At 60.0% G+C, this 22,582-nt stretch carries 29 protein-coding genes and 1 tRNA gene; 14 read left to right on the top strand and 16 right to left on the bottom strand.

The window, feature by feature from the left end; translation table 11 throughout:
- Positions 1-50: 50 nt before the first annotated feature.
- Positions 51-425, bottom strand: a complete 375-nt coding sequence (locus ACP7DE_RS18590; protein WP_426073463.1) for a hypothetical protein — start codon at positions 423-425, stop codon at positions 51-53.
- A 162-nt stretch (positions 426-587) separates the two neighbouring features.
- On the opposite strand from ACP7DE_RS18590, the gene ACP7DE_RS18585 reads away from it, so the two are divergent.
- On the top strand, positions 588-899 hold the full coding sequence (locus ACP7DE_RS18585) for a hypothetical protein (RefSeq protein WP_426073462.1): 312 nt from the start codon (positions 588-590) through the stop codon (positions 897-899).
- Between the two features lie 27 nt (positions 900-926).
- On the opposite strand, the gene ACP7DE_RS18580 is transcribed toward ACP7DE_RS18585, so the two are convergent.
- The 10 genes from ACP7DE_RS18580 to petA form a co-directional block, all read right to left on the bottom strand.
- Positions 927-1,133, bottom strand: a complete 207-nt coding sequence (locus ACP7DE_RS18580; RefSeq protein WP_070258640.1) for a dodecin — start codon at positions 1,131-1,133, stop codon at positions 927-929.
- Between the two features lie 414 nt (positions 1,134-1,547).
- Positions 1,548-2,894 carry a type II toxin-antitoxin system HipA family toxin gene (locus tag ACP7DE_RS18575; protein WP_426073461.1) on the bottom strand — a complete coding sequence of 449 codons (1,347 nt, stop codon included), beginning with the start codon at positions 2,892-2,894 and terminating at the stop codon, positions 1,548-1,550.
- Between the two features lie 2 nt (positions 2,895-2,896).
- Positions 2,897-3,160, bottom strand: coding sequence for a helix-turn-helix domain-containing protein (locus tag ACP7DE_RS18570; RefSeq protein ID WP_426073460.1), 264 nt, complete (start codon positions 3,158-3,160; stop codon positions 2,897-2,899).
- Between the two features lie 221 nt (positions 3,161-3,381).
- Complete coding sequence (locus ACP7DE_RS18565) at positions 3,382-3,564, bottom strand: hypothetical protein (protein ID WP_426073459.1); 183 nt, start codon at positions 3,562-3,564, stop codon at positions 3,382-3,384.
- A gap of 673 nt (positions 3,565-4,237) precedes the next feature.
- Positions 4,238-4,313: transfer RNA gene (locus ACP7DE_RS18560), tRNA-Thr, on the bottom strand.
- A gap of 26 nt (positions 4,314-4,339) precedes the next feature.
- Positions 4,340-4,852: a ClpXP protease specificity-enhancing factor gene (locus ACP7DE_RS18555; protein WP_426073458.1), complete on the bottom strand. Its 513-nt coding sequence runs from the start codon at positions 4,850-4,852 to the stop codon at positions 4,340-4,342.
- A 105-nt stretch (positions 4,853-4,957) separates the two neighbouring features.
- Positions 4,958-5,569 (bottom strand): glutathione S-transferase N-terminal domain-containing protein, encoded by a 612-nt coding sequence (locus ACP7DE_RS18550; protein WP_010394154.1) that lies wholly within the window; start codon positions 5,567-5,569, stop codon positions 4,958-4,960.
- 120 nt (positions 5,570-5,689) lie between these two features.
- Positions 5,690-6,454, bottom strand: coding sequence for a cytochrome c1 (locus ACP7DE_RS18545; RefSeq protein ID WP_426073457.1), 765 nt, complete (start codon positions 6,452-6,454; stop codon positions 5,690-5,692).
- 36 nt (positions 6,455-6,490) lie between these two features.
- Positions 6,491-7,903 carry a cytochrome b gene (locus ACP7DE_RS18540; protein ID WP_426073456.1) on the bottom strand — a complete coding sequence of 471 codons (1,413 nt, stop codon included), beginning with the start codon at positions 7,901-7,903 and terminating at the stop codon, positions 6,491-6,493.
- A gap of 2 nt (positions 7,904-7,905) precedes the next feature.
- Positions 7,906-8,514, bottom strand: coding sequence for a ubiquinol-cytochrome c reductase iron-sulfur subunit (gene petA, locus ACP7DE_RS18535; protein WP_426073455.1), 609 nt, complete (start codon positions 8,512-8,514; stop codon positions 7,906-7,908).
- 413 nt (positions 8,515-8,927) lie between these two features.
- Here petA and mscL point away from each other — a divergent pair, with 413 nt between their 5' ends.
- Genes mscL through ACP7DE_RS18515 form a run of 4 tightly spaced genes read left to right on the top strand, consistent with a single transcriptional unit; the run spans position 8,928 to position 11,653 of the window.
- Positions 8,928-9,377 (top strand): large conductance mechanosensitive channel protein MscL, encoded by a 450-nt coding sequence (gene mscL / locus ACP7DE_RS18530; protein WP_426073454.1) that lies wholly within the window; start codon positions 8,928-8,930, stop codon positions 9,375-9,377.
- Between the two features lie 41 nt (positions 9,378-9,418).
- Positions 9,419-10,579 (top strand): Do family serine endopeptidase, encoded by a 1,161-nt coding sequence (locus ACP7DE_RS18525; RefSeq protein WP_426073453.1) that lies wholly within the window; start codon positions 9,419-9,421, stop codon positions 10,577-10,579.
- 21 nt (positions 10,580-10,600) lie between these two features.
- The gene (locus ACP7DE_RS18520) at positions 10,601-11,293 is read left to right on the top strand and encodes a DUF2461 domain-containing protein (RefSeq protein WP_426073452.1); all 693 of its coding nucleotides are present in this window, start codon (positions 10,601-10,603) and stop codon (positions 11,291-11,293) included.
- Between the two features lie 15 nt (positions 11,294-11,308).
- On the top strand, positions 11,309-11,653 hold the full coding sequence (locus tag ACP7DE_RS18515) for a cupin domain-containing protein (RefSeq protein WP_426073451.1): 345 nt from the start codon (positions 11,309-11,311) through the stop codon (positions 11,651-11,653).
- 24 nt (positions 11,654-11,677) lie between these two features.
- Here the strand turns inward: ACP7DE_RS18515 and ACP7DE_RS18510 are convergent, their stop codons facing one another.
- The 5 genes from ACP7DE_RS18510 to ACP7DE_RS18490 all read right to left on the bottom strand — a co-directional run bounded on the left by ACP7DE_RS18510 (position 11,678) and on the right by ACP7DE_RS18490 (position 14,832).
- Complete coding sequence (locus tag ACP7DE_RS18510; RefSeq protein ID WP_426073450.1) at positions 11,678-12,730, bottom strand: NAD(P)H-dependent glycerol-3-phosphate dehydrogenase; 1,053 nt, start codon at positions 12,728-12,730, stop codon at positions 11,678-11,680.
- Between the two features lie 114 nt (positions 12,731-12,844).
- Complete coding sequence (locus tag ACP7DE_RS18505; RefSeq protein ID WP_426073449.1) at positions 12,845-13,306, bottom strand: SH3 domain-containing protein; 462 nt, start codon at positions 13,304-13,306, stop codon at positions 12,845-12,847.
- Positions 13,307-13,489: 183 nt separating this feature from the next.
- Positions 13,490-13,963 carry a protein-export chaperone SecB gene (secB, locus tag ACP7DE_RS18500; RefSeq protein WP_010394167.1) on the bottom strand — a complete coding sequence of 158 codons (474 nt, stop codon included), beginning with the start codon at positions 13,961-13,963 and terminating at the stop codon, positions 13,490-13,492.
- 160 nt (positions 13,964-14,123) lie between these two features.
- Positions 14,124-14,390 carry a glutaredoxin 3 gene (grxC, locus tag ACP7DE_RS18495; protein WP_219310287.1) on the bottom strand — a complete coding sequence of 89 codons (267 nt, stop codon included), beginning with the start codon at positions 14,388-14,390 and terminating at the stop codon, positions 14,124-14,126.
- 25 nt (positions 14,391-14,415) lie between these two features.
- Complete coding sequence (locus tag ACP7DE_RS18490) at positions 14,416-14,832, bottom strand: rhodanese-like domain-containing protein (protein WP_426073448.1); 417 nt, start codon at positions 14,830-14,832, stop codon at positions 14,416-14,418.
- A gap of 106 nt (positions 14,833-14,938) precedes the next feature.
- On the opposite strand from ACP7DE_RS18490, the gene gpmA reads away from it, so the two are divergent.
- From gpmA to gspK, 9 genes are all read left to right on the top strand, one after another.
- Positions 14,939-15,685: a 2,3-diphosphoglycerate-dependent phosphoglycerate mutase gene (gpmA, locus tag ACP7DE_RS18485; RefSeq protein ID WP_096233264.1), complete on the top strand. Its 747-nt coding sequence runs from the start codon at positions 14,939-14,941 to the stop codon at positions 15,683-15,685.
- A gap of 76 nt (positions 15,686-15,761) precedes the next feature.
- On the top strand, positions 15,762-17,225 hold the full coding sequence (locus ACP7DE_RS18480; RefSeq protein WP_426073623.1) for a murein hydrolase activator EnvC family protein: 1,464 nt from the start codon (positions 15,762-15,764) through the stop codon (positions 17,223-17,225).
- 48 nt (positions 17,226-17,273) lie between these two features.
- On the top strand, positions 17,274-18,767 hold the full coding sequence (locus ACP7DE_RS18475) for a S41 family peptidase (protein ID WP_426073447.1): 1,494 nt from the start codon (positions 17,274-17,276) through the stop codon (positions 18,765-18,767).
- Positions 18,768-18,775: 8 nt separating this feature from the next.
- Positions 18,776-19,537 carry a HesA/MoeB/ThiF family protein gene (locus ACP7DE_RS18470; RefSeq protein WP_426073446.1) on the top strand — a complete coding sequence of 254 codons (762 nt, stop codon included), beginning with the start codon at positions 18,776-18,778 and terminating at the stop codon, positions 19,535-19,537.
- Positions 19,538-19,630: 93 nt separating this feature from the next.
- Entirely contained in the window at positions 19,631-20,083 is a 453-nt protein-coding gene (gspG, locus tag ACP7DE_RS18465; protein ID WP_102123085.1) for a type II secretion system major pseudopilin GspG, read from the top strand.
- A 12-nt stretch (positions 20,084-20,095) separates the two neighbouring features.
- Entirely contained in the window at positions 20,096-20,590 is a 495-nt protein-coding gene (locus ACP7DE_RS18460) for a GspH/FimT family pseudopilin (protein WP_046681998.1), read from the top strand.
- Positions 20,587-20,982 carry a type II secretion system minor pseudopilin GspI gene (gene gspI, locus ACP7DE_RS18455; protein WP_426073445.1) on the top strand — a complete coding sequence of 132 codons (396 nt, stop codon included), beginning with the start codon at positions 20,587-20,589 and terminating at the stop codon, positions 20,980-20,982. Before ACP7DE_RS18460 ends, gspI begins: the two co-directional genes overlap by 4 nt.
- Positions 20,982-21,605: a PulJ/GspJ family protein gene (locus ACP7DE_RS18450; protein ID WP_426073444.1), complete on the top strand. Its 624-nt coding sequence runs from the start codon at positions 20,982-20,984 to the stop codon at positions 21,603-21,605. Before gspI ends, ACP7DE_RS18450 begins: the two co-directional genes overlap by 1 nt.
- The gene (gspK, locus tag ACP7DE_RS18445; protein WP_426073443.1) at positions 21,602-22,579 is read left to right on the top strand and encodes a type II secretion system minor pseudopilin GspK; all 978 of its coding nucleotides are present in this window, start codon (positions 21,602-21,604) and stop codon (positions 22,577-22,579) included. Before ACP7DE_RS18450 ends, gspK begins: the two co-directional genes overlap by 4 nt.
- Positions 22,580-22,582 lie beyond the last annotated feature (3 nt).

Raw genomic sequence — 22,582 nt, 5'->3', positions numbered from 1 at the left:
GCGAAGTGTAAGAAAGGCCGACGCCGCTTGGCGGGCGGCGTCGGTCCGCCTCAGGTACCGCGGTGATAGCCCAGGTGGCCACCCGAATTGCTTGCGCAGCCGCAACCGATGCGCGCCACTTCCTCACCTTCCGTCAATTTCCAGTTGGTGATGGTCGTGTGCTGCCAGTCGATGTCGCTTTTCTTGACAGGTTTCACCGTCAGCGTGCGTTGCACCACATCCGTGTATTCCATCAGCTCCTCATCGTCGGCAATATCGAAATGGCGGTGAATCAGGGAAATGCCGAAGCGGTTGAGCGCGCCATAGCGCTGCAGTACGTCGCGCAGTTCGCGGAAGCAAGCCAGGTCCTCGGACAGCAGCGGGTCGACGGCGGAAATATCGGCAACGGTTTGCCATTGCATGGCGTGGATGTTCAGGCTGTGCATGATGGGCTCCTGTGCCCCGTGATGAGTGGCCCAGGCTGCCGGAGGGGCGCCGGCACCCCTGGCGAAATACCCATCGTGGCCGCAAAGCTGGTGCGGCGCTTGCGCCAGATCAAAGGTGCGGCACATCGCGTCTCGCCCGATAATTGCCCGGTAAAATAGGCCATGGCAAACAAAACTCCCACCTTTCCCGGCGCACGCACGGGCCGCGGCCAGGTCCTGGCCGTGCTGCTGTCGAACCGCGACCAGTCCGGCGCCGAACCCCTGCAAGGCCGCGTCTCCCTGGCCGCCATCGTCAAAGCGCTCAAACGCAAATACCACTGGCCCATCGAGACGCACAGCTTTCCCGCCAACACGCAGGATGGCCGCGCCAGCTGGGCGACCGTGTACAGCTTGCCGGAAAAGGTCATTCAAGCCGCGCTGGAGGCCGGCGGCCGGGAGTGGCTGGAGAGCCGGGGAGAGGGCGGGCGGCGGTGAACGCGCCGCCTGTCTTACTCGATCCCTTTACTCGAGCCGGAAGCCGACCTTCAGCGTGACCTGGAAGTGCGCCACCTTGCCGTCCACGATATGGCCGCGTGATTCAGTCACTTCATACCAGTCCATGTGCTTGACCGTGAGCGCCGCTTTGGCAACGGCATCGCGTATCGCCTGATCGCTGCTCTCCGTCGACGTGCCGACCAGTTCGATCAGCTTGTAAGTGTGTGCGGACATGATGTTTCCCCAGGTAGGCAAGCCAGACATTGGAAAGTTCTTCTTCGCCAGCAAGTGCCCATAGTGCGCCTAAATGCGCTGGACGTCATTGCGCGGTGCAGCAATGCGTTGCGCAAGCTTATCTGGAGGGTGACGCGTGTTAATGGGCCTGGGAGTGTCCCGCAGGCAGGGGAAAGAAAAAAGGGCTACCGAGCCTGTCAGAAATTTTGTGTGAAAGAAGTCATACAATAAAATTTATCCCTGGAAAGGATACGTATGACCATCGACAAAGCGACACTCGACAAACTGCTTGGGGCGGAGACCCGCACAACCCGCAGTCCATGTTCACCGATGCCGGACTGTTCGGCCTGCAAAGTACTGGCCGCTTCTCGCATTTTTGCCCGGTGCGCGGCCGCGCCGTCTGCGAGGTGCTGGTCAGGCTGGCGGCATCCGTTGAAGGGCGGCTGCGGCATCAAGCAGGCCGCCCAGAATTTTGTCGGCCACCTTTTCCGAAAAACCCACAGGCAGTTCGCTGCGGACCTTTTCTACAATGGCGGGTGTGCAGGCAATGAAATCGAGCAGGAGCGGTTCGGCGTGCGCGCCATAGCCGACCGCTTTTGCCGTGCTGTTGAAGTGTCGCCGCTGTATGCCATGCGCGAGATAGTACCGGTTGTTTCCGAGTAGCGCCATCGCCATCTTGAGCTTGCGTTCGGCCCACTGGTTGGGTCCAGGACCGATCACAGGATAGCCGGACATCACATCATAGATGGGCGTCAGCTTGAACCGGCCGGCGCCCGCGAGTAGCTGGATACTGAAGTTTTTAGCATGGCCATCGGGGGCGCGCAGCATCCAGAACAGAAGTTGGGAGGCCATTAGCGTATGCATGTCTGCGGCGCTCTGCTGCGATTGCTGCAGCAGAGTAAACATCTGTTTTAACCCCGGCCCACCGTCATTTTCGTATTTCAGCAGTGGCGATGTTCCCGTTGCCTGGCAAAAATCCTCCTGAACCAGCCGAAACAGCTGCTTGCCATCGCTTGATCGCACGCGGTCAAAACGCTCGACGACGAGCACCCGTTGTGCGCCGAACGTCGCAATCTCGGCATTTGCCGTGGGCAGCCCGTACTCCTTGAACAGCCTCAGGCATAGCCACTCGTTATCGACTGACGTGGTGAAGTCGGCTTTTTTTCCGCCTACCATCCCGATCGGGAGCTTGACGATGTGCGTTGTGGGCGTCGCGCCACGCGGCTTCATCCATTGCCCATTCCACCACAAGAAGGCGTCCTTCTCTTGGGCGCCAGCCAGCGAAATGCGGAAATCATCGTTGGCATCATCTGTGGCGCCGTGTCGCTCTGAGCTAACCACTTCGAGCAGGTGCCGCTCGATGTCTTCCTCGTCAAGGGCGATGCCATCGACCTGGGCCAGTCCTTCCGGTTTGCCGCCTTCGGGCAGCAGTTGCAAGGCGCCGACACAGTCCCGGCCGATAGCCGCGAGCAGGTCGAACGGTTCGAGAGAGCCTGTCTTGAACCGGGTCGCAACGCGTTTGCGAATGATGTCACTGTCCGGCAGCAAGCCCTCAAAGTAGTTTGCAACACTGGCACCCTTGAGCGGTTCATTGCGTAGATTGAACGGCAGCGACAGCGAGATTGGGCGCCCCAGCCTTGAACTTTGCCAGGACGCATCGTACTGGAGTTCGGAGTCGCCGTTGGCTTTTACCGTCCAGCGTCCTACATAGTCGCCATTTGCCCAAAGATGGAGCGTCTGGCTGTGTGAGCGGCGGCCCATGGCTACCACTCGGCCGAATTGCTTGCGGCGGACGTATCGCGCTCGCCCAACTGTAGCTCCAGCTCGAGTGTGGAGCACCAGCTGAGTAACTGCTTGACGCTGATTTCGTCAGGATGGCTCTCCAGGTAGGAGATGCGGTTCTGGCTCAAGCCGACACGCGTGCCTACAGTCGCCTGGGTGATCTTATGCCGTTTGCGGGTCGATGTGAGCAACTGGCCGAGCTGCGACGCCGTTAGGAGACGGTGGGTGGTGGGTGAGAAGGACATGTGTAGTATCCGTTATTCAGATATATCAATATTATCTGAAATGCAGATAAAGTCAATATATCTGGATAACGGATGTATCAGAAATAGCTGAGGAACAGATAAAGCGGAGAAGAGATAAGGAACAGTTGACCAAAAGATGCTGCAGATTCTCCCCGTGTTTCACCGAGGTACCGGAGGTACCAAGGCCGACTATCAGGTGACGGTCGGCCTTGGATGTTCAATCAGTCGTAAAAAATGTATTCCGTCTCATCCGGTTGGAGTTTCAGCAGAAGCCTGGTGTACTTTGCCTGAAGAATCGCGGCGCTGATCGATACCACAAAGAATAGTGCAGTAATCGCGAGAATGTCCGCCCCAGAATCGTTGAAGAATATCGCGATCAGCATGACCGAGAGGAAACGCGCCATCTCTATTTCGTTTCTTGACTGACCGACCGACCAACGGCTTTCTACATCGGGCCAGTAGAACAATGAGCGACGCGTGGCAGATGCCAGCGACGTGTCACAAGCGGAGTATCGTCTCCAGCACCCGGCAAGCTTGTTTTCCTCATCCTGACGCTTCCCCTCATCAGCTCTAACTGGTCGTGTGTCGACGATTAGGGTTGGTCTGTTGTTCGGCGCTCAAATTTCGAGGCGATGGATGGATCAGCAACAACCGCAAGCAGTACAGCACCAGATGGCAGGTTCTCAATCTTGCCTGAGCTTCATGCCGCTTGACCTGGAACGGCGGATACATGTCGATACCGCATGTGCTGCTTACCACTTGGGGAGAAAACCGCAGACCTTGCGGGTATGGGCGTCCGCCGAAAATGGACCTCTGCGACCGGTTCGGGTGAACGGCCGGCTGGCCTGGCCGGTAGAGGGTATCCGGCGCGTTCTTGGTGCTTGAGAGAAGGGCGTCGCACCTGTGCATGCGATGTATTCGATAAGAGCCCTTTTGGGCTCTTTGATCGCCTGTGCATGGTGGACAGGCCGCTGGCCCATCCGGCTGGATTGATCAAGCCGGGTTACACAGGGGTTACATGGCATCCAGAAAGCAAAAAGCCCAATCCTGAGGATTGGGCTAAGTGCTTGAATTTATTGGTGCCGACTGCCGGTTTCGAACTGGCCACCTGATGATTACAAATCAACTGCTCTACCAAATGAGCTAAGTCGGCAAAAACTGCGCGTTGCGAATTATACGCTATTTAATGCGTGTCAGGGTCGGGCGACCGCCTTTTTTTGGTGGCTCGTCGTCGCCGGGCGTGGCGTTGTCGCGTTGTTCAGGGGAACTGGTCGGCACGGACGACAAGGCCGGGGCGCTGGAGACCGGGGCGAGCGCTGGCGGCGGCAGGTCGCTTGATGCGGGGCTGTCCGTCGGTTGCGCGTCGGGGTCATCGTTGCCCAGCACGGGCTCGAAGGCCATGCCCTGGCCGTTTTCGTTGGCGTAGATGGCCATCACATTGTCGACCGGCACGTAGATTTCGCGCGAAATGCCGCCAAAGCGGGCGTGGAAGCGGATGGCGTCGTTGTCCATCTTCAGGCCGCTGGTGGCGCCGAAGCTGATGTTGAGCACGATTTCACCCTTCTTCACGTATTCCATCGGTACCGTGGTGCGCGAATCGACTTTGACCGCGAGATAAGGCGTGTAACCGCTGTCGGTGCACCATTCGTAGATGGCGCGCAGCATATAAGGTTTGGTTGAGATTTCAGACATGATAGGCACTGTGAGGCGGGAGCGCCCCCGTCAAGTATGAGGCGGGCGCACCGGTAATTCAAAAGACGCAGATATCCCGGCAGGCGCGGCCTGCCGGGATTATCTTTAGCGGCGCATGACCTTTTCGGAAGGGGTCAATGCCTCGATATAGGCCGGACGCGAGAAGATGCGTTCGGCGTATTTCATCAGCGGTGCAGCCGTCTTCGACAGTTCGATGCCGTAGTGGTCCAGGCGCCACAGCAGCGGCGCGACAGCCACGTCGAGCATCGAGAATTCGTCGCCCAGCATGTACTTGTTTTTCAGGAACAGCGGCGCCAGGGTCGTCAGGCGGTCGCGGATTTCCGCGCGTGCCTTGTCGTGGGCCTTGTCGTTGCTCTTGGCGCGTTCGCTTTCCAGCACGTGTACGTGCACGAACAGTTCTTTTTCGAAATTGAACAGCATCAGGCGCGCGCGGGCACGCATCAGCGGATCGGCCGGCATCAGTTGCGGATGCGGGAAGCGCTCATCGATGTACTCGTTGATGATGTTCGATTCATACAGGATCAGTTCGCGCTCGACCAGGATAGGCACTTGGCCGTACGGGTTCATGGTCGAAATATCTTCCGGTTTGTTGAACAGGTCGACGTCGCGCACTTCGAAGTCCATGCCTTTTTCAAACAGGACCAGGCGGCAGCGTTGCGAAAATGGGCAGGTTGTACCCGAATAGAGAACCATCATTTTTTATAGTTCCTTAGAAACAAAGGGGGTGAAGCCGCGAACGGCTCACCCCAGGTCGCTTGTCCACTCATGCGGACAACGCAGAAACAGGCATAAACCGGCCTATGGCCGGCGCCTCACTTATTTGACTTCCTTCCAGAACGACGCGTTAAGGCGCCATGCCAGCAGAGCAAATACCGACAGGAACAGCAGCACCCACACGCCCAGGCGCTTGCGTGTTTGCTGTGCCGGTTCGGCCATCCACTCCATGTAGCCGACCAAGTCGGCTACCGCATTGTCATACTCGATCTTGTTCAACGTGCCGGGCTTGACTTGCTCGAAGCCGGCAAATTTGTGGATCTTCTTGCTTGGCTCGTGGGGATCCGTCTCTTCCACGAACTTGGCAGTCTGGATACCTTGCAATTCCCATAATACATGCGGCATGGCAACATTCGGCACGACCATGTTGTTCCAGCCGGTCGGACGAGTGTCGTCTTTATAGAACGTACGCAGGTAAGTATACAGGTAGTCGCCGCCTGTGCCAGCGGAAGATGATTTCGCGCGCGAAATTACCGACAAATCCGGCGGTACGACGCCAAAGAAGGCCTTGGCGTCCTGCGGTGCCAGTGCCGTGGTCATCAGGTCGCCTACTTTATCGCCTGAGAACAACAGATTCTCCTTGATCTGGGTTTCCGTCAAGCCCAGGTCGCGCAGGCGGTTGTAACGCATCGACACGGCGGCGTGGCAATTCAGGCAATAATTGACGAACAATTTGGCGCCATGTTGCAGCGCTGCCATGTTGGTCTGGCGGTCAGGCGCCTTGTCCAGCGGAAAGCCGCCTTCGCTGGCGAGAGCCATGGCGGGCACGAAGGCCAGGATGGCGAGCAGTTTTTTTGCAATCTTCATATGATGTATGTCCTTTGAGCGTGGCGTGAGAGCGGCTTAGTGCGGGTGAAACGTCACACGCGACGGCACGGTCTTGAACTGGCCCATTGCACTCCACCATGGCATCAGCAGGAAGAAGCTGAAGTAAATCAGGGTGCACACTTGCGACACGATGGTTTTCGTATCCGTTGGCGCCTGGGTACCGAGGTAGCCCAGGATCAGGAACGACAGACCGAAGATGGCGTACACATATTTGTGCCAGGTCGGACGGTAGCGGATCGATTTCACCGGCGAATGGTCGAGCCATGGCAGGAACGCCAGGATCACGACGGAACCGCCAAAGAACACCACGCCCCAGAATTTCGCGTCCAGCACCTGCGGCAGCATGCCGATGATGGCGACGATGGCGATGCCGGCGATGGCCGACTTGACGGTCGTCGACAGGCGCGACTTGAGCCAGATGAACACCACGTAAGCCGCCACGACACCCATCAGCACGTACATGAAGTCGGCCGTGGTGGCACGCAGCACCGAGTAGAACGGCGTGAAGTACCAGGTTGGCGCGATGTGCAGCGGGGTTTTCAGCGAATCGCCGGGCAGGAAGTTGTTGTATTCCAGGAAATAGCCGCCCATTTCCGGCGCGAAGAACACGACGGCGCTGAAAATGACGAGGAAGATCGATACGCCGAACAGATCGTGCACGGTGTAGTACGGATGCGATGGAATCGAATCGACCGGGTGGCCATCGGCGCCCAGGTTTTCCTTCACCTCGATGCCGTCCGGGTTGCTGGAGCCGACTTCATGCAGGGCGATCAAGTGCGCTGCAACCAAGCCCAGCAGTACCAGCGGGATGGCGATCACGTGGAAGGCGAAGAAGCGGTTCAGGGTCGCGTCGGAGACAACATAGTCGCCGCGGATCCACAGGGACAGGTCAGGGCCGATGAACGGGATGGCGCCAAACAGGTTGACGATCACTTGTGCGCCCCAGTACGACATCTGGCCCCATGGCAGCAGGTAGCCGAAGAACGCTTCGGCCATCAGGCACAGGAAGATGGCGAAACCGAACAGCCAGATCAGCTCACGTGGCTTGCGGTACGAGCCGTACAGCAGGGCGCGCGTCATGTGCAGGTAGACGATGATGAAGAAGGCCGAGGCGCCCGTCGAGTGCATGTAGCGCACCAGCCAGCCCCACGGTACTTCGCGCATGATGTACTCGACGGAATTGAAGGCCAGGGCCGCATCCGGTTTGTAATGCATGGTTAGGAAGATGCCGGTGACGATCTGCAAGACCAGCACCAGCATGGCCAGCGAGCCGAAGATGTACCAGAAATTGAAGTTTTTCGGGGCGTAGTACTTGCCCCATTGATCATTCCACAGCTTGGTCAGGGGAAAGCGGTCATCGACCCAGCCCAGGGCTTTTTCGGCGACGGGAGCGTCTGCCGGGAATTTCGTTTCTTTAAAAGCAGCCATGATCAAGCCTCGCCTTTCTCGTCTTTACCTATCAGCAATTTGGTGTCGCTCAGGTACATATGGCGCGGCACTTGCAGATTGTCCGGTGCCGGCTTGTTCTTGAACACGCGGCCTGCCATGTCGAAGGTGGAGCCGTGGCAAGGGCACAGGAAGCCGCCTTCCCAGTCATCGGGCAGCGACGGTTGCGGGCCGGGGGTAAATTTCGAGGAAGGGGAGCAGCCCAGGTGGGTGCAGATGCCGACGGCGACGAGAATTTCAGGCTTGATCGAACGCGCTTCGTTCATGCAGTACGGTGGCGTAAATTCGTCGGGGTTGCGTTGGGAATTGGCATCGGCGACTTTGCCATCGGTTTGTTTGAGCGACGCGATCATTTCCGGCGTGCGCTTCAGGATCCAGACCGGCTTGCCGCGCCATTCGACGGTGCGCATTTCGCCGGGTTGCAAGGTGGTGATGTCTACTTCGACCGGCGCGCCTGCCGCTTTCGCGCGCTCCGACGGCTGGAAGGTGCTTACCAAGGCTCCCGCGGTTGCCAATCCAACTACACTGCCCGCCGCGCACGTGGCGACGAGCAAGCCGCGACGGCCTGAATCGACCTGCTTTTCGTTACTCATGCAAACCCCAATCAGTCAAAATGCGAATCTTTATTATGAGTGGCAGCCGCGAAAAACCCGTCGCCGAAGCTCTTTCCCACTGATTGCCGCAACCCGCATCTTTGTACGGTAAAGTGGCAACATCCCTGCGGAACTTCGGTCAATGGCGCAGCCCGTGCCAGTTTCTTGTTGATTATCCAGTAGCGGATAAACCCGTTACTGGCAACCGCAAATTATAAGTGAAGCAAACAACGAATAAAACAAAAACGTTGCTTGTACCATAATTTATATACTTTTGCAGGAGGTGGCTAGTTCTTTCGAACTAGATGCGCCCGGCTGTGCCCGAATTGGTCCTGACTACAACCACAAGTTGGTAGCACTGGGAATCAATAGTATGATCGGCATGTTTTTATATCTATCCGAAGGAGAAATTCATGGCAATGATGAAGGAATTTAAAGAGTTTGCAATGAAAGGCAACGTTGTCGATCTGGCGGTCGGTGTCATTATCGGTGGCGCCTTCGGCAAGATTGTCGATTCCTTGGTGCAAGACGTGATCATGCCACCCATCGGCCGCATTTTCGGCGGCCTCGATTTCGCCAATTACTACCTGCCCCTGAATGGACAAGCTACAACGATGACCCTGGTGGAAGCGAAAAAGGCAGGCGCCGTGTTGGCCTACGGTAACTTTCTGACCATTTTGCTCAACTTTGTCATTCTTGCTTTCATTATCTTTCAGATGGTGCGCCTGATGAACAAGGCCCGCCGCAGCGAACCGGTCGTGCCAGCAGTGGCAGCGGCCACGCCGGAAGACATCGTGCTGCTGCGTGAAATCCGCGACTCCCTGCAGAAGAACGGACAGAACAGCAACGATCTGGCAAAATAAGTCGTTCCGGCAATAGCCGGCTGACCTGGGCAGAGAACTGTATGCGACGATTCTGGTTATTGTTTGCGCAAACCGTGACCATCGCGTTGGCGCTGTACTTTGTGTATGGCGCGTTGCGCCCGGCCAGCCGGGTACAGCAGCTGGGTTCTCCTGCAAAACCGGTCCCCGTGGTGGAAACGGCGTCGAGCAGCCTGGCGCCTGGTTCCTACCGCGACGCGGCGGCGCGCGCCATGCCCGCCGTCGTCAATATCCTCACCCTGCAAGTGCCCAAGCGCGGCGCCCATCCGTTGGCGCGCGATCCCTTTTTTAAACGTTTCTTCGGCGAGCGCGACCCGGACGGCGAGGATGACGAGGGCTTGAAAAACAGCCTCGGTTCGGGCGTCATCGTCAGCCATGAAGGCTATGTGCTGACCAACAATCACGTGGTCGAAGGCGCTGACGAAATCGAAGTGGTGCTCACGGACGGGCGCAAGGCGCCGGCCAAGGTAGTGGGCCTGGATCCGGAAACGGACCTGGCCGTGATCAAGATCAACCTCGACAAACTGCCCGTCATCGTGCTGGGCCAGTCGGAACTGGCGCGCGTGGGCGACGTGGTGCTGGCCATCGGCAACCCGTTCGGCGTGGGACAGACGGTGACCATGGGCATCATCTCCGCCTTGGGCCGCAACAATCTGCACATCAACAGCTTTGAAAATTTCATCCAGACGGATGCGGCCATCAATTTCGGCAACTCGGGCGGCGCCCTGGTCGATACGCGCGGCAATCTGATCGGCATCAATACGGCGATTTACTCGCAAAGCGGCGGCTCGGTCGGCATCGGCTTCGCCATTCCCGTCTCGACGGCCAAGACGGTGATGGAAGCCATTATCAAGGATGGCCATGTGGTGCGCGGCTGGATCGGCGTGGAAACGCAGGACATCACGCCCGAGCTGGCGCAAAGCTTTGGCTTGCAGCGCACCAGCGGCGCCATCATCGCCGGCGTGGTGCGTAATGGCCCGGCCGACAAGGCGGGCATCGTGCCCGGCGACATCCTGCTGACGGTGGAAGGCCAGCCCGTCGGCGACACGACGGAAATGCTCAATCTGATCGCCCAACTGCCGCCCGGCGGAAAAGCTAAAATGACGGTGCTGCGCAAGAATCGCGAAGTGGCGCTCGACGTGATGGTGGGCAAGCGCCCCCTCCCGAAAGAGCTTTCCAAATAGTTGCTGATCGGAATTTGACACATGCATGTGCGTGATTTGACCCAATTTTTACGTGAACTGAGCGACAACAACAATCGTCCCTGGTTTGTCATGAACAAGCCCCGCTACGACATCCTGCGCGAAGAATTCCTCGCGCTGGTCACCAGCCTGATCGGTGAGTTGGGCAAGTTCGATCCAGCCGTAAAGTACTGCAATCCGAAGAAGGCCTTGTTCCGCATCAACCGCGACGTGCGTTTCGCGCACGACAAGAGTCCGTATAAAACGCGTTTTTCGGCCGCCATCGCGCCGAACGACATGCGCCGTCCCAGCAAGGCTGGCGGCCCCACGTATTATCTGCAGATCGATGGCCAGGGTAACCTGCTGTTCGGCGCCGGCGAATACATGCCGCCACCGGGCCGCCTGAAGGCGCTGCGCGAACATATGCTCAACGACGCGCCAGGTTTTTCCAAAGTGCTGAAAAATAAGCGTTTAAAAGCCCGTTTCGGCAGCATCCAGAACGAGGGCAAGTTGCAGCGCCCGCCCAAGGGCTTCGAGGCGGATGCCGAACATATCGAATTCATCAAGCTGAAAAGCTTTTTTGTCTGGACTGAAGTGCCGCTGCCCGTGAACGAACCCGAGAAACTGCTGCCGACCCTGGCGGAAGGCTTGAAGGATGCGTGGCCGTTGGTGGAGTGGATGCGCGGCGCGAAAGAGCCGGAGGAAGTCACCGAGTAATTGCTGAAGGAGCACATGATGGCACTGGAGCACGCAAGTTCAGGACAGGTGATCGAGGTGCTGCGCAGGGACGGCGACGACCTGTCGCAGTTTTCCGCCATCGCGCTGGCCAGGACGGATGAACTGGAATTGATCCGCATGTGCATGCCCAAGGGCAAGAGCATGCCCGAGCATCATGTCCTCGGTGAAATCACCTTGCTGTGCCTGCAAGGGCAGGTGGCAGTGGATGCGCATGGCAAGGAGCAAGTGCTGGGGCCGGGCCAGATGTTGTACCTGCACGGCGGCCAGGCGCATGCACTGGCCGCGCGCGAAGACAGTCTATTGCTGCTGACTATACTCATGCACAAGGCGGGACGCTAGATTCCCCTGGCGATGCAGGGCGTCTCAGGCCGCCTCATCGCGCGGATCGCGCGACAGTAGCTGTTGCACCATCACGTGCGGTAAATCGCCGTCGAACAGCACGCCGGCCACCGCATTCGTGATCGGCATGTCGACGCCCATGCGGCGCGCCAGTTCGCGCACGGCCTTGGCGCAGGGCACGCCTTCTGCCACGTGACCGAGTTCGGCCACGATGGTGTCCAGCGCCTTGCCTTGCGCCAGGCCCAGGCCGACCCTGCGGTTGCGCGACAGGTCGCCCGTGCATGTCAGAATCAAATCGCCCATGCCCGTCAAGCCCATGAAGGTTTCCGTCTGGCCACCCAGGACCGCGCCAAGGCGCGTGATTTCTGCCAGGCCGCGCGTGATCAGTGCGGCGCGCGCATTCAAGCCCAGGCCCAGGCCGTCGGCCACGCCGGTGGCAATCGCCAGCACGTTCTTGACGGCGCCGCCCACTTCCACGCCCACCAGGTCTTCGCTGGCATACACGCGGATGGTGCCGCCATGCAAGGCCGAGACGACGACGGCGCGCAAGGCGGCATTGTGTGAGGCGATGGTCAGCGCGCACGGCAAGCCGCGTGCCACTTCCTGGGCGAACGAGGGGCCGGACAGGGCGCCGCCGGCCACCGTGTCGCCCAGCACTTGCTGCACGATCTGGTGCGGCAGCAGGCCCGTGCCGCCCTCAAATCCCTTGCACAGCCACACCAGCTTGGTGATGGCCTTGTCTTTCAGTTGCAACAGCAGGGGCCGCAGGCCTGCTACGGGGCAGGCGGCGATCAGCAGGCCATGTTCGCCAGCGGCATGCGCGACGGCGGCGTCGAAATCGGCGACTATGCGCAGTTGCGGTGGTAAGGGGAAGCCCGGTAAATAGCTGTTTTCGCGGCTGGCGGCCATGGTGGCCATGGCGTCGCCATTGCGGCCCCACAGCAGCACGTCGTGGCGGCCGGCCAGGGCCATCGCCACGGCCGTGCCCCAGGCGCCGGCGCCCAGCACGGTAATGCGACGCGGCGCGGCCTTGGTGGATGCGGTGGTATCGGGAGTGTTTTCAGGGGGAATGTGCATGCAACCTCAGTCTGGCAGGGGGAGGGGCACGGCGCAGCTGGCCGTTGCCCGGATGAATCTGGCGGTGCTTAGAGCCTATCCCAGTAGGGATTATTCATCTACTGGGATAGGCTCTTACAGGCCCCACACTTCGCTGGTCTTGACGTAGCCGCTCTGGCCATCCTTGTGCCGCACCTTGACCCAGCCGGCGCTGGGCTGCTCGCTCATTTCCAGCAGCACGCCCTTGTCGACGAGGATGAGGGACGAGGCGGTGTCGTCGGGGCTGACGCGTACCTTCAGGTTCGCGGCGCGCGCCACGAGGTTGCGCTTGGCCGACAGGCCTTTGGCTTCCGTCCAGGCCATTTCGCCGCTGGCGTCGCGCACCTTGACCCATTCGCCGTAGCTGAGCACGACTTCCAGCGGCATGCCGCGTGGCGCCACGTACAGCTTGCCGCCCTTGGCGGACGGCGCGTCGTACAGGATCACGGGAGCCGCGCCCACCGTTTTGAAATCGACGGCGTGGCTGGCGACGGTGGCCAACAGCAGCACGGCGCCGGCTATCCAGCGGAACTTGCTCAAGAGCGCACTTTTCAACATGATATTTTTTTGAACCTTAACGAAACACGGCGGCCAGGCCGCCGTTTCTTACCTGCAGTATAGAGCACTCACAAAACCGTCGCGAGCGGCAGTGCATTGTGGCCGAGAAGCGCGGCTGTGCTAGAGCACAGCGAGCATCGCAGGCCGCAAGGCGCGCCGCGCAGCAGGTTTGGTGAGATGTTCTTAGTGCGTTTCGCTGGCTGCTGGCGCTGCGGCAGCGGCGTCAGCAATAGCTTGCAGACGTTGTTGGTAGAACACTTCGAAGTTGATCTCGGCCAGGTGCACTGGCGGGAAGCCGGCACGGGTGATCACGTCGGCGATGTTGGCGCGCAGGTAAGGGTAGATGATGTTCGGGCAGCCGATTCCCAGCAGCGGATCGAGTTGATCGGCAGGAATGTTGCGTGCTTCGAAGATACCAGCTTGCTTGCCTTCAACCAGGAAAGCGACTTTATCGCCGACTTTGGCGGTCACGGTGATGGTCACGGTGGCTTCAAAGATGCCGTCGGCCAGAGGCGCAGCGCCCACGTCCAGAGCCACTTCAATCGCTGGTGCTTCTTGTTCCAGGAAAATAGCTGGGGAATTTGGTTGTTCCAGCGACATGTCTTTCAGGTAGACGCGTTGGATTTGGAAGACTGGTTGCAGATTTTCGTCAGACATGGAACGCTTTCGTTGTAAAGGACAAGAACGGCACACCGTTCAAATATGGTGCTTGCGGTATGTAAACCGCGCCGGATAGGCGCGGCCAGATCAGGTGCAAGGGCAATTGTATCAAAACACTACGACAAAAAACCAAGCAATTTCTCGCACCCGCTTTATATCAGGCTGCCGTGCCATTTAACAAGGGGTCCAGCTTGCCGGCTTGATCGAGCGCATACAAATCGTCGAATCCGCCCACGTGGGTGTCGCCCACATAGATCTGCGGTACCGTGCGGCGGCCCGTGCGTTCCATCATCTTGATGCGCTCTTCCGGGTCGAGGTCAACGCGGATCTTTTGCACGGTCACGCCCTTCGATTCCAACAGGCGCTCGGCGCGCACGCAATACGGGCACACGGCGGTGCTATACACAATTACAGGTACGGTCATGATGATTCCTTCAATAAATGCTGGTTTACTTCGCCAGCGACAAGGTTTTCAATGGCAAACCTTGCTTTTTCCACTCGTCGAGGCCGCCCTCCAGGCTGGTGGCTTCCGCGAAACCGGCTTTGGTCAGCAGGCCGACGGCCGTTGCCGAACGCGAACCTTTCTGGCAAACCACTACAATGGGGCGCGTTTTGAATTTTTCCAGCTCGCCCAGGCGTTTTGCCAGTTCCGGCAGCGGCATGTTTTTCGCGTCAGGCAAGTGGCCCGTGGCGAATTCTTCCGCGTTGCGCACATCGACGATGACGCTCTTGCCACGGTTGATCAGTTGCGTGACTTCCAGCACGGTCGCGCGCTTGCCGCGCATCGACAGCAGTGGCCAGAGGAGGGCGCCGCCGGAAATAATGACGATGGCAAACAGAAAAATGTGGTCGATAATGAATTTCACGTAGGGTCCAATGGTTTAAGTCAATCCGCGCATTATAAAATAGAAGCTGGACGAGGTCTTTTTACGTTTTGCTTTTTTGATTTGAACCCCTTGAGAAGATAGAACTATGTACAAAATCGTTTTCATGCGTCACGGCGAGTCCACCTGGAACCTCGATAACCGCTTCACCGGCTGGACCGACGTCGATCTGACGGAAAAGGGCGTCAACGAAGCCAAGGCCGCCGGCCAGATCCTCAAGCAGGAAGGTTTTACGTTCGACGTGGCCTACACTTCCGTCCTGAAGCGCGCCATTCGTACCCTGTGGCTGGCGCTTGACGAGATGGACATGATGTATTTGCCGATCAAGAACGACTGGCGCTTGAACGAGCGCCACTATGGCGCCCTGCAAGGCCTGGACAAGGGCGAGACGGCCGCCAAGTATGGCGACGAGCAAGTATTGGTGTGGCGCCGCAGCTACGACACGCCACCGCCGCCGCTGGAAGCGAACGATGACCGCGCCTCGTTCAACGATCCACGCTATGCCGGCTTGCCGAAAGCGTCGATTCCGCTGACCGAATGCCTGAAAGACACCGTGGCGCGCGTGATGCCGTCCTGGGACGAAGAAATCGCCCCGGCCATCCGCGCCGGCAAGAAAATCATCATTTCGGCCCACGGCAACAGCCTGCGCGCGCTGATCAAGATGCTCGACGGCATCAGCGACAGCGATATCGTTGGCCTGAACATTCCGAACGGCCAGCCGCTCGTGTATGAACTGGACGCCGACTTGAAACCGATCCGTCATTACTACCTGGGCGACCCGGCAGCGATTGCGGCAGCACAAGCTGCCGTGGCGAACCAAGGGAAGGCCAAGTAACTTGTTGTCTTTCTTCCGCGGCACAGCGATCGCCCCCTCTGCTGAACGACCCCTGCCGGCGTGGCGCGCCGGTGCCATGCTGTGCGCAGCGCTGCTGTTGTCGAGCGGCGCCGTACAGGGTGCCAAGCCCACCGAACGCAGCAAGCAGAAAGCGGCCGCGGAAGCACAACGTGCTGGATTGCAACAAAAGCTGACGGCGCTCAAGCGCGACATCAGCCGCACGGAAAGCGCCAAGGATGACGCGGCCGATACCCTGGCCGAGTCGGAAGAGGCCATTTCCAACGCCAACCGCGCCTTGCGCGACCTGGCGCAGGAGCAAAGCGCGACGGGCGTGAAACTCAATGCGCTGGGGCAAGAGCACCAGCAGCTGACGGCCACCGTCGAGAAACAAAAAGCGCAGCTATCCAAATTGCTGCGTGAACAATATGTCGCCGGTAACGAAGACCGCATCAAGCTGCTCTTGTCGGGCGACAATCCGAACCGCATCAACCGCGACTTGCAACTGATGGCCTATGTGTCGCAGGCGCAGGCACGCCTGCTGGAAGCCTTGCGCGCCAACTTGCTGGCGGTGGAGAAAAACCAGGCCGACGTGCAGAACGCCAAGGATGAGCTGGAAGAAATCGCGCAGGAAGAGCGCGATCAGAAGGCCCTGCTGGTGCAGGAAAAGGCGCGCCGCGCCGCCTTGCTGACGAGCTTGTCGCAACGCCTGGTGGCGCAGCGCAAGGAAGTGGGCAATGTCGAGCGCGACGAGCAGCGCATGGGCAACCTGGTCGACAAGCTGGCGAAACTGATCGAAGAGCAGGCCGCCGCCGCTGCTGCCGAAAAGAAACGCCAGCAATTGCTGGCCGAGCAGCGCGCCGCCGCAAAAGCGGCCGCGGACGCCAAGATCGCTGCGGAAAAACGCGAACGCCTGTTGGCCGCGCGCGCCAAAGCCGCCCAGGCGCAGGCCGAACGCGAACGCATTGCGAAAGAGCAACAAAACAAATCGGGCAAGATCAAGCCGCAGACGCCGCCACCGCCGCCTGTGAAACTCGAACCGATCGATGACGACGAGCCGCCGCAAGTGGCCAAGGTGACGCCGAAGCCTGAACCGAAGCCGGAACCGGAGCCGGAACGCCCGAGCCTGGGGCCGGCCGCGCCGGCCGGCGCCTTTGCCAGCATGAAAGGGCAGTTGCGCGCGCCCGTGGCAGGCAAGATCGCCGCCCGCTTCGGCAGCAAGCGCGGTGACGGCCCCAGCTGGAAGGGTGTGTTCATCCGCACGGGCGAAGGCAGCGAGATCCACGCCATCGCCGGCGGCCGCGTGGTGTTTTCCGACTGGCTGCGCGGTTTTGGCAATTTGATCATCGTCGACCATGGCGGCCAGTACATGAGTATTTATGGCAATAACCAATCCTTGCTGAAACGGGTGGGCGATGCCGTCAAGGGTGGCGACGCCATTGCCAGCGCGGGCAACAGCGGCGGCAACGAGGAATCAGGGCTATACTTTGAATTGCGCCATCAGGGCCGCGCCTTCGACCCCGCCACCTGGGTGAAGTTTTAAGTTCCCCACCATTGCTGCGGCATCGAATTTGTAGATTGTGAAGAAGACATGGGCATCAAAGTCAAAAGTATCGGCCTGATCGGTCTGGGCGTACTGGCCGGCATCGGCATGTCGCTGCAGTTCCCGGCCGTGGCGCAAAAAATCACGAATGCCCCGCTGCCGCTCGATGAGTTGCGCCAACTGTCCGATGTCTTCGGCTTGATCAAGTCTGATTATGTCGAGAAGGTGGAAGACAAGAAACTCTTGACGGAAGCCATTTCCGGCATGGTCTCGTCGCTGGACCCGCATTCTGTCTACCTCGACAAGAATGCTTTCAAGGAAATGCGCGAAAGCGTGCAAGGCAAGTTTGTCGGCATCGGCATCGAAGTGAGCATGGAAGACGGCTACGTGAAAGTCGTCTCGCCCATCGAGGACAGCCCTGCCGCCAAGGCCGGCATCCAGGCGGGCGACTTGATCACCCGTCTCGACAATATCCCGCTGAAGGGCTTGCAGCTGGAAGAAGTCATCAAGAAGATGCGCGGCCAGCCTGGCAGCAAGCTGGTGCTGACGATGTCGCGCAAGGGCGAGAGCAAACCGCTGGTGTTCCCCATCGTGCGCGAGGAAATCCGCGTGCAAAGCGTGAAGGCGAAGATGGTCGCACCCGGCTATGCCTGGCTGCGCATCGCCCAGTTCCAGGAACCGACCGTCGATGACATGGTCAAAAAGATCAACGCGCTGTATGCGCAAGACCCCAAGCTGAAGGGCCTGGTGCTGGACTTGCGCAACGATCCCGGTGGCGTCGTGCCGGGCGCCATCGGTGTGGCGACAGCATTTCTTCCGGGTAACTCCGTGATCGTTTCCACCAAGGGCCAGTTGCCGGAATCGAAACAGGTGTTTTATGGCCGCCGCGAATTTTATGCGCCGCCGGGCGCCAAGGCCGACCCGCTGGCCAAGCTGCCGGCCGCGCTGAAAACCGTGCCGCTGGTGGTGCTGGTCAATGCCGGTTCCGCGTCCGCGTCGGAAATCGTCGCCGGTGCCTTGCAGGATTACCAGCGCGCCACCGTCATCGGTACGCAAACGTTCGGCAAGGGTTCCGTGCAAACCTTGCGCCAGATCACGGCCGACACGGCCGTCAAGCTGACCACGGCCCGCTACTACACGCCGAAAGGCCGGGCCATCCAGGCGCGCGGCATCGTGCCCGACTTGCTGGTCGATGAAACGGCCGAAGGCGATGGCTGGAACAGCCTGCGCGTGCGCGAGGCGGACCTGGAAAAACACTTGAGCAGCAACGATGGCAAGCCGGAAGCGGCCAAGCCGACCATGGAAGGCATGCAGGAACAACTGGAAGAAGAGCAGCGCCTGATCACCACGGCGAAAAAGCGCAAGCCGCTCGAATACGGCGCCAAGGATGACTTTCAATTGCAGCAAGCCTTGAACCACTTCCAGGGCTTGCCGGTGCAGCTGGCCAAAGCCGACGCCAAGGGCGAAAAGATCAGCGCCAAGCCGGAAATCGCTTCCGACATCAAGGCCGATGACAAGAAAATCCCTGTGCGAAAACCGTAGTCTCCGCCATGAATGACCATCAGCTGCTGCGCTATTCGCGCCATATCCTGCTAGACGAGATCGGCATCGAAGGCCAGCAAGCCTTGCTCGATGCGCATGTGCTGGTGATCGGCGCGGGCGGGCTTGGCTCGCCGGCCGCCATGTACCTGGCTGCCAGCGGTGTCGGCAAGCTGACCCTGGTCGATGACGATACGGTCGACCTGACCAATCTGCAGCGCCAGATCGCCCACACGACGCAGCGCGTGGGCCAGCCGAAAGTGCTGTCGGCGCGCGAAACTTTGATTGGCATCAATCCCGAGATTGACATCGTTGCCTTGCAAGAGCGTCTTGACGGCGCGCGCCTGGCCGAACTGGTCTGCTCCGCCACGGTGGTACTCGATTGCACCGACAACTTCGCCACGCGCCATGCCGTTAACCGCGCCTGCGTGGCTGCCAGGGTGCCGCTGGTGTCGGGCGCCGTGATCCGTTTCGATGGGCAAGTGAGCGTGTTCGACCCGCGCACGGGCACCCAGCCGTGTTATTCCTGCCTGTTTCCGCAGGAGCAGCAGTTCACGGATGAGGCATGCTCGAGCATGGGCGTGTTCGCGCCGCTGGTGGGCGTGGTGGGCGCCATGCAGGCGGCCGAGGCGCTGAAACTGATCATGGGCGTGGGGCAATCGCTGGCCGGACGGCTGCTGCTGCTCGACGGCGTGCACATGGAATGGAGCAGCATGCAGGTCGCGCGCGACCCCGGCTGCGCCGTTTGCGGTGTAGTGGTCTTGCCGCTCTGAGTAGCCGCGCACAAATTTTTCCCCATATGACAGGCTTTGTCATATTTCCGCTTTATACTCTGCACTCATTACTCACCTTCTTCTCTCTTTCTTATGCAAAACGCAGCAAACCATCCGACCCGCCAGCGCCGCGCGCGCGGCTTCACCTTGATCGAAATCATGGTCGTGGTGGTGATCATGGGCATCCTCGCGTCGCTGGTGGTACCCAAGCTGATCGCCCGCACGGGAGAGTCGAAAGTGGCGGCGGCGAAAGTCGACATCGCTACCGTGATGCAAGCCTTGAAACTGTATCGCCTGGATAACCAGCGCTACCCGACCACCGAGCAGGGCTTGCAGGCGCTGATCGAAAAACCGACCACGGGACCGGCCGCGAATGGCTGGAAGGCGGGCGGTTACCTGGAAAAGATGCCGAAGGACCCATGGGGCAACCCGTATCAGTTCCTGTCGCCGGGCGTGAAAGGCGAAGTCGACCTGATCTCGCTGGGCGCCGACGGCCAGCCTGGCGGTAGCGGCGACGATGCCGATATCGGCTCCTGGGAACTGTAAGTTTTCCATTGCATGCCTGCCATGACCACCGGTCGCGCACTGCCCCGGCCACGCGCCAGCGGCTTCACGCTGATCGAATTGCTGGTGGTGATGGTCATCATCGGCGTCACCCTGGGCCTGGTGTCGCTGAACGCCATGCCGAATGGCCAGCAAGCGCTGCAGAAGGAAGCCGAGCGCATCGCCCTGCTGCTGCAACTGGCGCGCGATGAAGCCATCGTGCGCAGCCGGCAGGTGGCGTTCGAGGCTGACGAAAATCAATACCGTTTCCTGGTCCTCAATGAAAAGCTGTGGCAACCCGTGACGCAGGATGATTTGCTGCGCGAGCGCGCGTTTGCCAATACGCCCATGCTGCTCAGCGTGCAGCCGTCGAACAGCGTGGCCCAGCCGCTACGCATCATCTTCGGCCGCGAACCGGTCGATAAGCCTTTCGTGCTAACCCTGGCCAGCGGCGAACGCAGCGTGGCCATCCGTGCCGACGGCATCGGCCATTTCACGGTCGAGCAATGATGGCTTGCTTCCGACAACGCCGCCAGTCCGGCTCGCAGTCCGGCTTCACTTTGCTGGAAGTATTGGTGGCCCTGGTCATCGTCGGCACGGCCCTGGGCGCTTCGCTGCGCGCCGTGGGCAGCCTGACGCAAAACAGCGACGGCTTGCGCAGCGCCATGATGGCCACCTGGTCGGCGGAAAACCATTTGGTGCGGCTGCGCCTGGCGAAGACTTTTCCGCAGACGGGCAAGCGCACGGTCGATTGCCCGCAAGGCGATTTAAAACTCATTTGCGAAGAAGAGGTGGTAGCCACGCCGAATCCCCGCATCCGGCAAGTGCGCGTCAACGTGTACGACGTGCAATACCCGGCCCGGCGCATCGTGCGCCTGGTGTTACTGGCGTTCAACGACTGATGGCGCGCCGCCATCACGCCGCCGCAGGTTTCACCTTGATCGAGCTACTCGTGGCGATCGGCATCCTGGCCATGGTCGCCGTGCTGGGTTGGCGCGGCCTGGACAGCATCATGCGTTCGCGCGAAGTGCTGACCAGCCAGCTGGAGCAGGCGCGCGGCATGCAGCTGGCGTTTGCCCAGATGCAGAGCGATTGCGACCACCTGGCCGGTGCCGGTCAGAGCAATACCCTGCTGAATGGGCGCACCAACCTGAGCGCCGAGACCGACCGCCTGACCCTGGTGCGTCTGGCCGCGTCGGAACAGGAACCGCAGCAGTTGCAAGTGGTCACTTACCGTTTGCGCGGCGGCGTGCTGACGCGGCGCGAGTCGAATGGCACGCGCGACTTGGCCGTGCTCGACACCCTGTGGCAGGCGGCGCGCGACGATACCGATACCTCCAACGCCGACGTGGCCCTGATGCGCGGCGTCGACAGCATGGTCATGCGCGGCTGGAGCAATGGCGCCTGGAACGTGCTGACGGCCGGCGCCACCATTTCCAAGCAAGTGCCGGGACTGGAAGTGACCCTGCAGATGCCGGGCCAGGACGCGGGCCTGTCCAAAGTCTTTTTATTGGGGCCGGGATGAAGCGCTTTTCGCTCCCCGCGCGCCAGCGCGGCGTGGCCGTCATCACGGCCTTGCTGCTGACGGCGCTGGCCATCACCGTCGTCGCCAGCCTGTTCTGGCAGCAGCAGGTGCAGGTGCGTTCGATGGAAAACCAGCGCTTGCGCCTGCAGACGCAGTGGGCCATGCGCGGCATGGTCGATTTTGCCCGTTTCTGGCTGCGCCAGGACAATCCCATGCTGACTGCGCTGGACGGCGTGTGGGCCACGCCCATCGAGGAAGCGCGGCTCGACGATTACGTCGACCGCGAAAAGGTCGACACGGAAAAATTCGATGCCACTGTTTCGGGGCGCGCGCTCGATGCCCAGGCGCGTTTTAATATCACTAACCTGGTTGACGCCACGGGCACCATCAATCTGAAACAGGTGCTGGCCTATCAGCGCTTGTTGTCAAACATGAAGCTCGATAGTAGCTTGGCGCAAGCCGCAGCCGATGCCGTGCTGCGCGCGCGGCCGAAGCCACGCACTGCCGACAGCAGCGCGGACGGCAAGACGCCTGCTGCCCCCGCCGCCTCGGGCGGCAGCAGCGAACCGGTGGCCTTCACGCAGGTCGAGGACTTGCTGGCCGTGCCCGGTTATACGCCGCAGATGATTGAGACGCTGCGCGATTTCATTATCGTGCTGCCGGAATTGACGCCAGTGAACGTGAATACCGCGCCGGCCGAAGTGTTGGCGGCCGTGACGATGATGTCCTTGTCCGAGGCCAGTGCCCTGACTTTGAGCAATCCGCGTAAAAAATTTGTTGATTTAGCAAACTTCAAGAATAATATTGATAGTAAGCAAGTGATTGAAGGTGTGGAACTCGACGTGAAGAGCCGCTACTTCCTCACCGTCATCCGCGTGCGGCTGGACCGCGCCGCCCTCGATGCCGTGGCGCTCGTCAATCGAAAAACGGATCCGCAGCGCACTACCAGCCTGGTCTGGTTGCGGGAAAATTAACAG

Source organism: Janthinobacterium sp. DSP2-3-3 (assembly GCF_049897325.1).
Taxonomy (GTDB): domain Bacteria; phylum Pseudomonadota; class Gammaproteobacteria; order Burkholderiales; family Burkholderiaceae_D; genus Janthinobacterium.
Note: the sequence above shows the minus strand (reverse complement) of the source record. Positions and strands in the feature narration are given on the sequence as shown.

Bases quoted from the DNA above. Each gene is read 5' to 3' on its own strand.
- ACP7DE_RS18590 (WP_426073463.1), bottom strand. From the start codon at position 425: ATGCACAGCCTGAACATCCACGCCATGCAATGGCAAACCGTTGCCGAT.
- ACP7DE_RS18585 (WP_426073462.1), top strand. From the start codon at position 588: ATGGCAAACAAAACTCCCACCTTTCCCGGCGCACGCACGGGCCGCGGC.
- ACP7DE_RS18580 (WP_070258640.1), bottom strand. From the start codon at position 1,133: ATGTCCGCACACACTTACAAGCTGATCGAACTGGTCGGCACGTCGACG.
- ACP7DE_RS18575 (WP_426073461.1), bottom strand. From the start codon at position 2,894: ATGGGCCGCCGCTCACACAGCCAGACGCTCCATCTTTGGGCAAATGGC.
- ACP7DE_RS18570 (WP_426073460.1), bottom strand. From the start codon at position 3,160: ATGTCCTTCTCACCCACCACCCACCGTCTCCTAACGGCGTCGCAGCTC.
- ACP7DE_RS18565 (WP_426073459.1), bottom strand. From the start codon at position 3,564: ATGGCGCGTTTCCTCTCGGTCATGCTGATCGCGATATTCTTCAACGAT.
- ACP7DE_RS18555 (WP_426073458.1), bottom strand. From the start codon at position 4,852: ATGTCTGAAATCTCAACCAAACCTTATATGCTGCGCGCCATCTACGAA.
- ACP7DE_RS18550 (WP_010394154.1), bottom strand. From the start codon at position 5,569: ATGATGGTTCTCTATTCGGGTACAACCTGCCCATTTTCGCAACGCTGC.
- ACP7DE_RS18545 (WP_426073457.1), bottom strand. From the start codon at position 6,454: ATGAAGATTGCAAAAAAACTGCTCGCCATCCTGGCCTTCGTGCCCGCC.
- ACP7DE_RS18540 (WP_426073456.1), bottom strand. From the start codon at position 7,903: ATGGCTGCTTTTAAAGAAACGAAATTCCCGGCAGACGCTCCCGTCGCC.
- petA (WP_426073455.1), bottom strand. From the start codon at position 8,514: ATGAGTAACGAAAAGCAGGTCGATTCAGGCCGTCGCGGCTTGCTCGTC.
- mscL (WP_426073454.1), top strand. From the start codon at position 8,928: ATGGCAATGATGAAGGAATTTAAAGAGTTTGCAATGAAAGGCAACGTT.
- ACP7DE_RS18525 (WP_426073453.1), top strand. From the start codon at position 9,419: ATGCGACGATTCTGGTTATTGTTTGCGCAAACCGTGACCATCGCGTTG.
- ACP7DE_RS18520 (WP_426073452.1), top strand. From the start codon at position 10,601: ATGCATGTGCGTGATTTGACCCAATTTTTACGTGAACTGAGCGACAAC.
- ACP7DE_RS18515 (WP_426073451.1), top strand. From the start codon at position 11,309: ATGATGGCACTGGAGCACGCAAGTTCAGGACAGGTGATCGAGGTGCTG.
- ACP7DE_RS18510 (WP_426073450.1), bottom strand. From the start codon at position 12,730: ATGCACATTCCCCCTGAAAACACTCCCGATACCACCGCATCCACCAAG.
- ACP7DE_RS18505 (WP_426073449.1), bottom strand. From the start codon at position 13,306: ATGTTGAAAAGTGCGCTCTTGAGCAAGTTCCGCTGGATAGCCGGCGCC.
- secB (WP_010394167.1), bottom strand. From the start codon at position 13,963: ATGTCTGACGAAAATCTGCAACCAGTCTTCCAAATCCAACGCGTCTAC.
- grxC (WP_219310287.1), bottom strand. From the start codon at position 14,390: ATGACCGTACCTGTAATTGTGTATAGCACCGCCGTGTGCCCGTATTGC.
- gpmA (WP_096233264.1), top strand. From the start codon at position 14,939: ATGTACAAAATCGTTTTCATGCGTCACGGCGAGTCCACCTGGAACCTC.
- ACP7DE_RS18480 (WP_426073623.1), top strand. From the start codon at position 15,762: ATGCTGTGCGCAGCGCTGCTGTTGTCGAGCGGCGCCGTACAGGGTGCC.
- ACP7DE_RS18475 (WP_426073447.1), top strand. From the start codon at position 17,274: ATGGGCATCAAAGTCAAAAGTATCGGCCTGATCGGTCTGGGCGTACTG.
- ACP7DE_RS18470 (WP_426073446.1), top strand. From the start codon at position 18,776: ATGAATGACCATCAGCTGCTGCGCTATTCGCGCCATATCCTGCTAGAC.
- gspG (WP_102123085.1), top strand. From the start codon at position 19,631: ATGCAAAACGCAGCAAACCATCCGACCCGCCAGCGCCGCGCGCGCGGC.
- ACP7DE_RS18460 (WP_046681998.1), top strand. From the start codon at position 20,096: ATGCCTGCCATGACCACCGGTCGCGCACTGCCCCGGCCACGCGCCAGC.
- gspI (WP_426073445.1), top strand. From the start codon at position 20,587: ATGATGGCTTGCTTCCGACAACGCCGCCAGTCCGGCTCGCAGTCCGGC.
- ACP7DE_RS18450 (WP_426073444.1), top strand. From the start codon at position 20,982: ATGGCGCGCCGCCATCACGCCGCCGCAGGTTTCACCTTGATCGAGCTA.
- gspK (WP_426073443.1), top strand. From the start codon at position 21,602: ATGAAGCGCTTTTCGCTCCCCGCGCGCCAGCGCGGCGTGGCCGTCATC.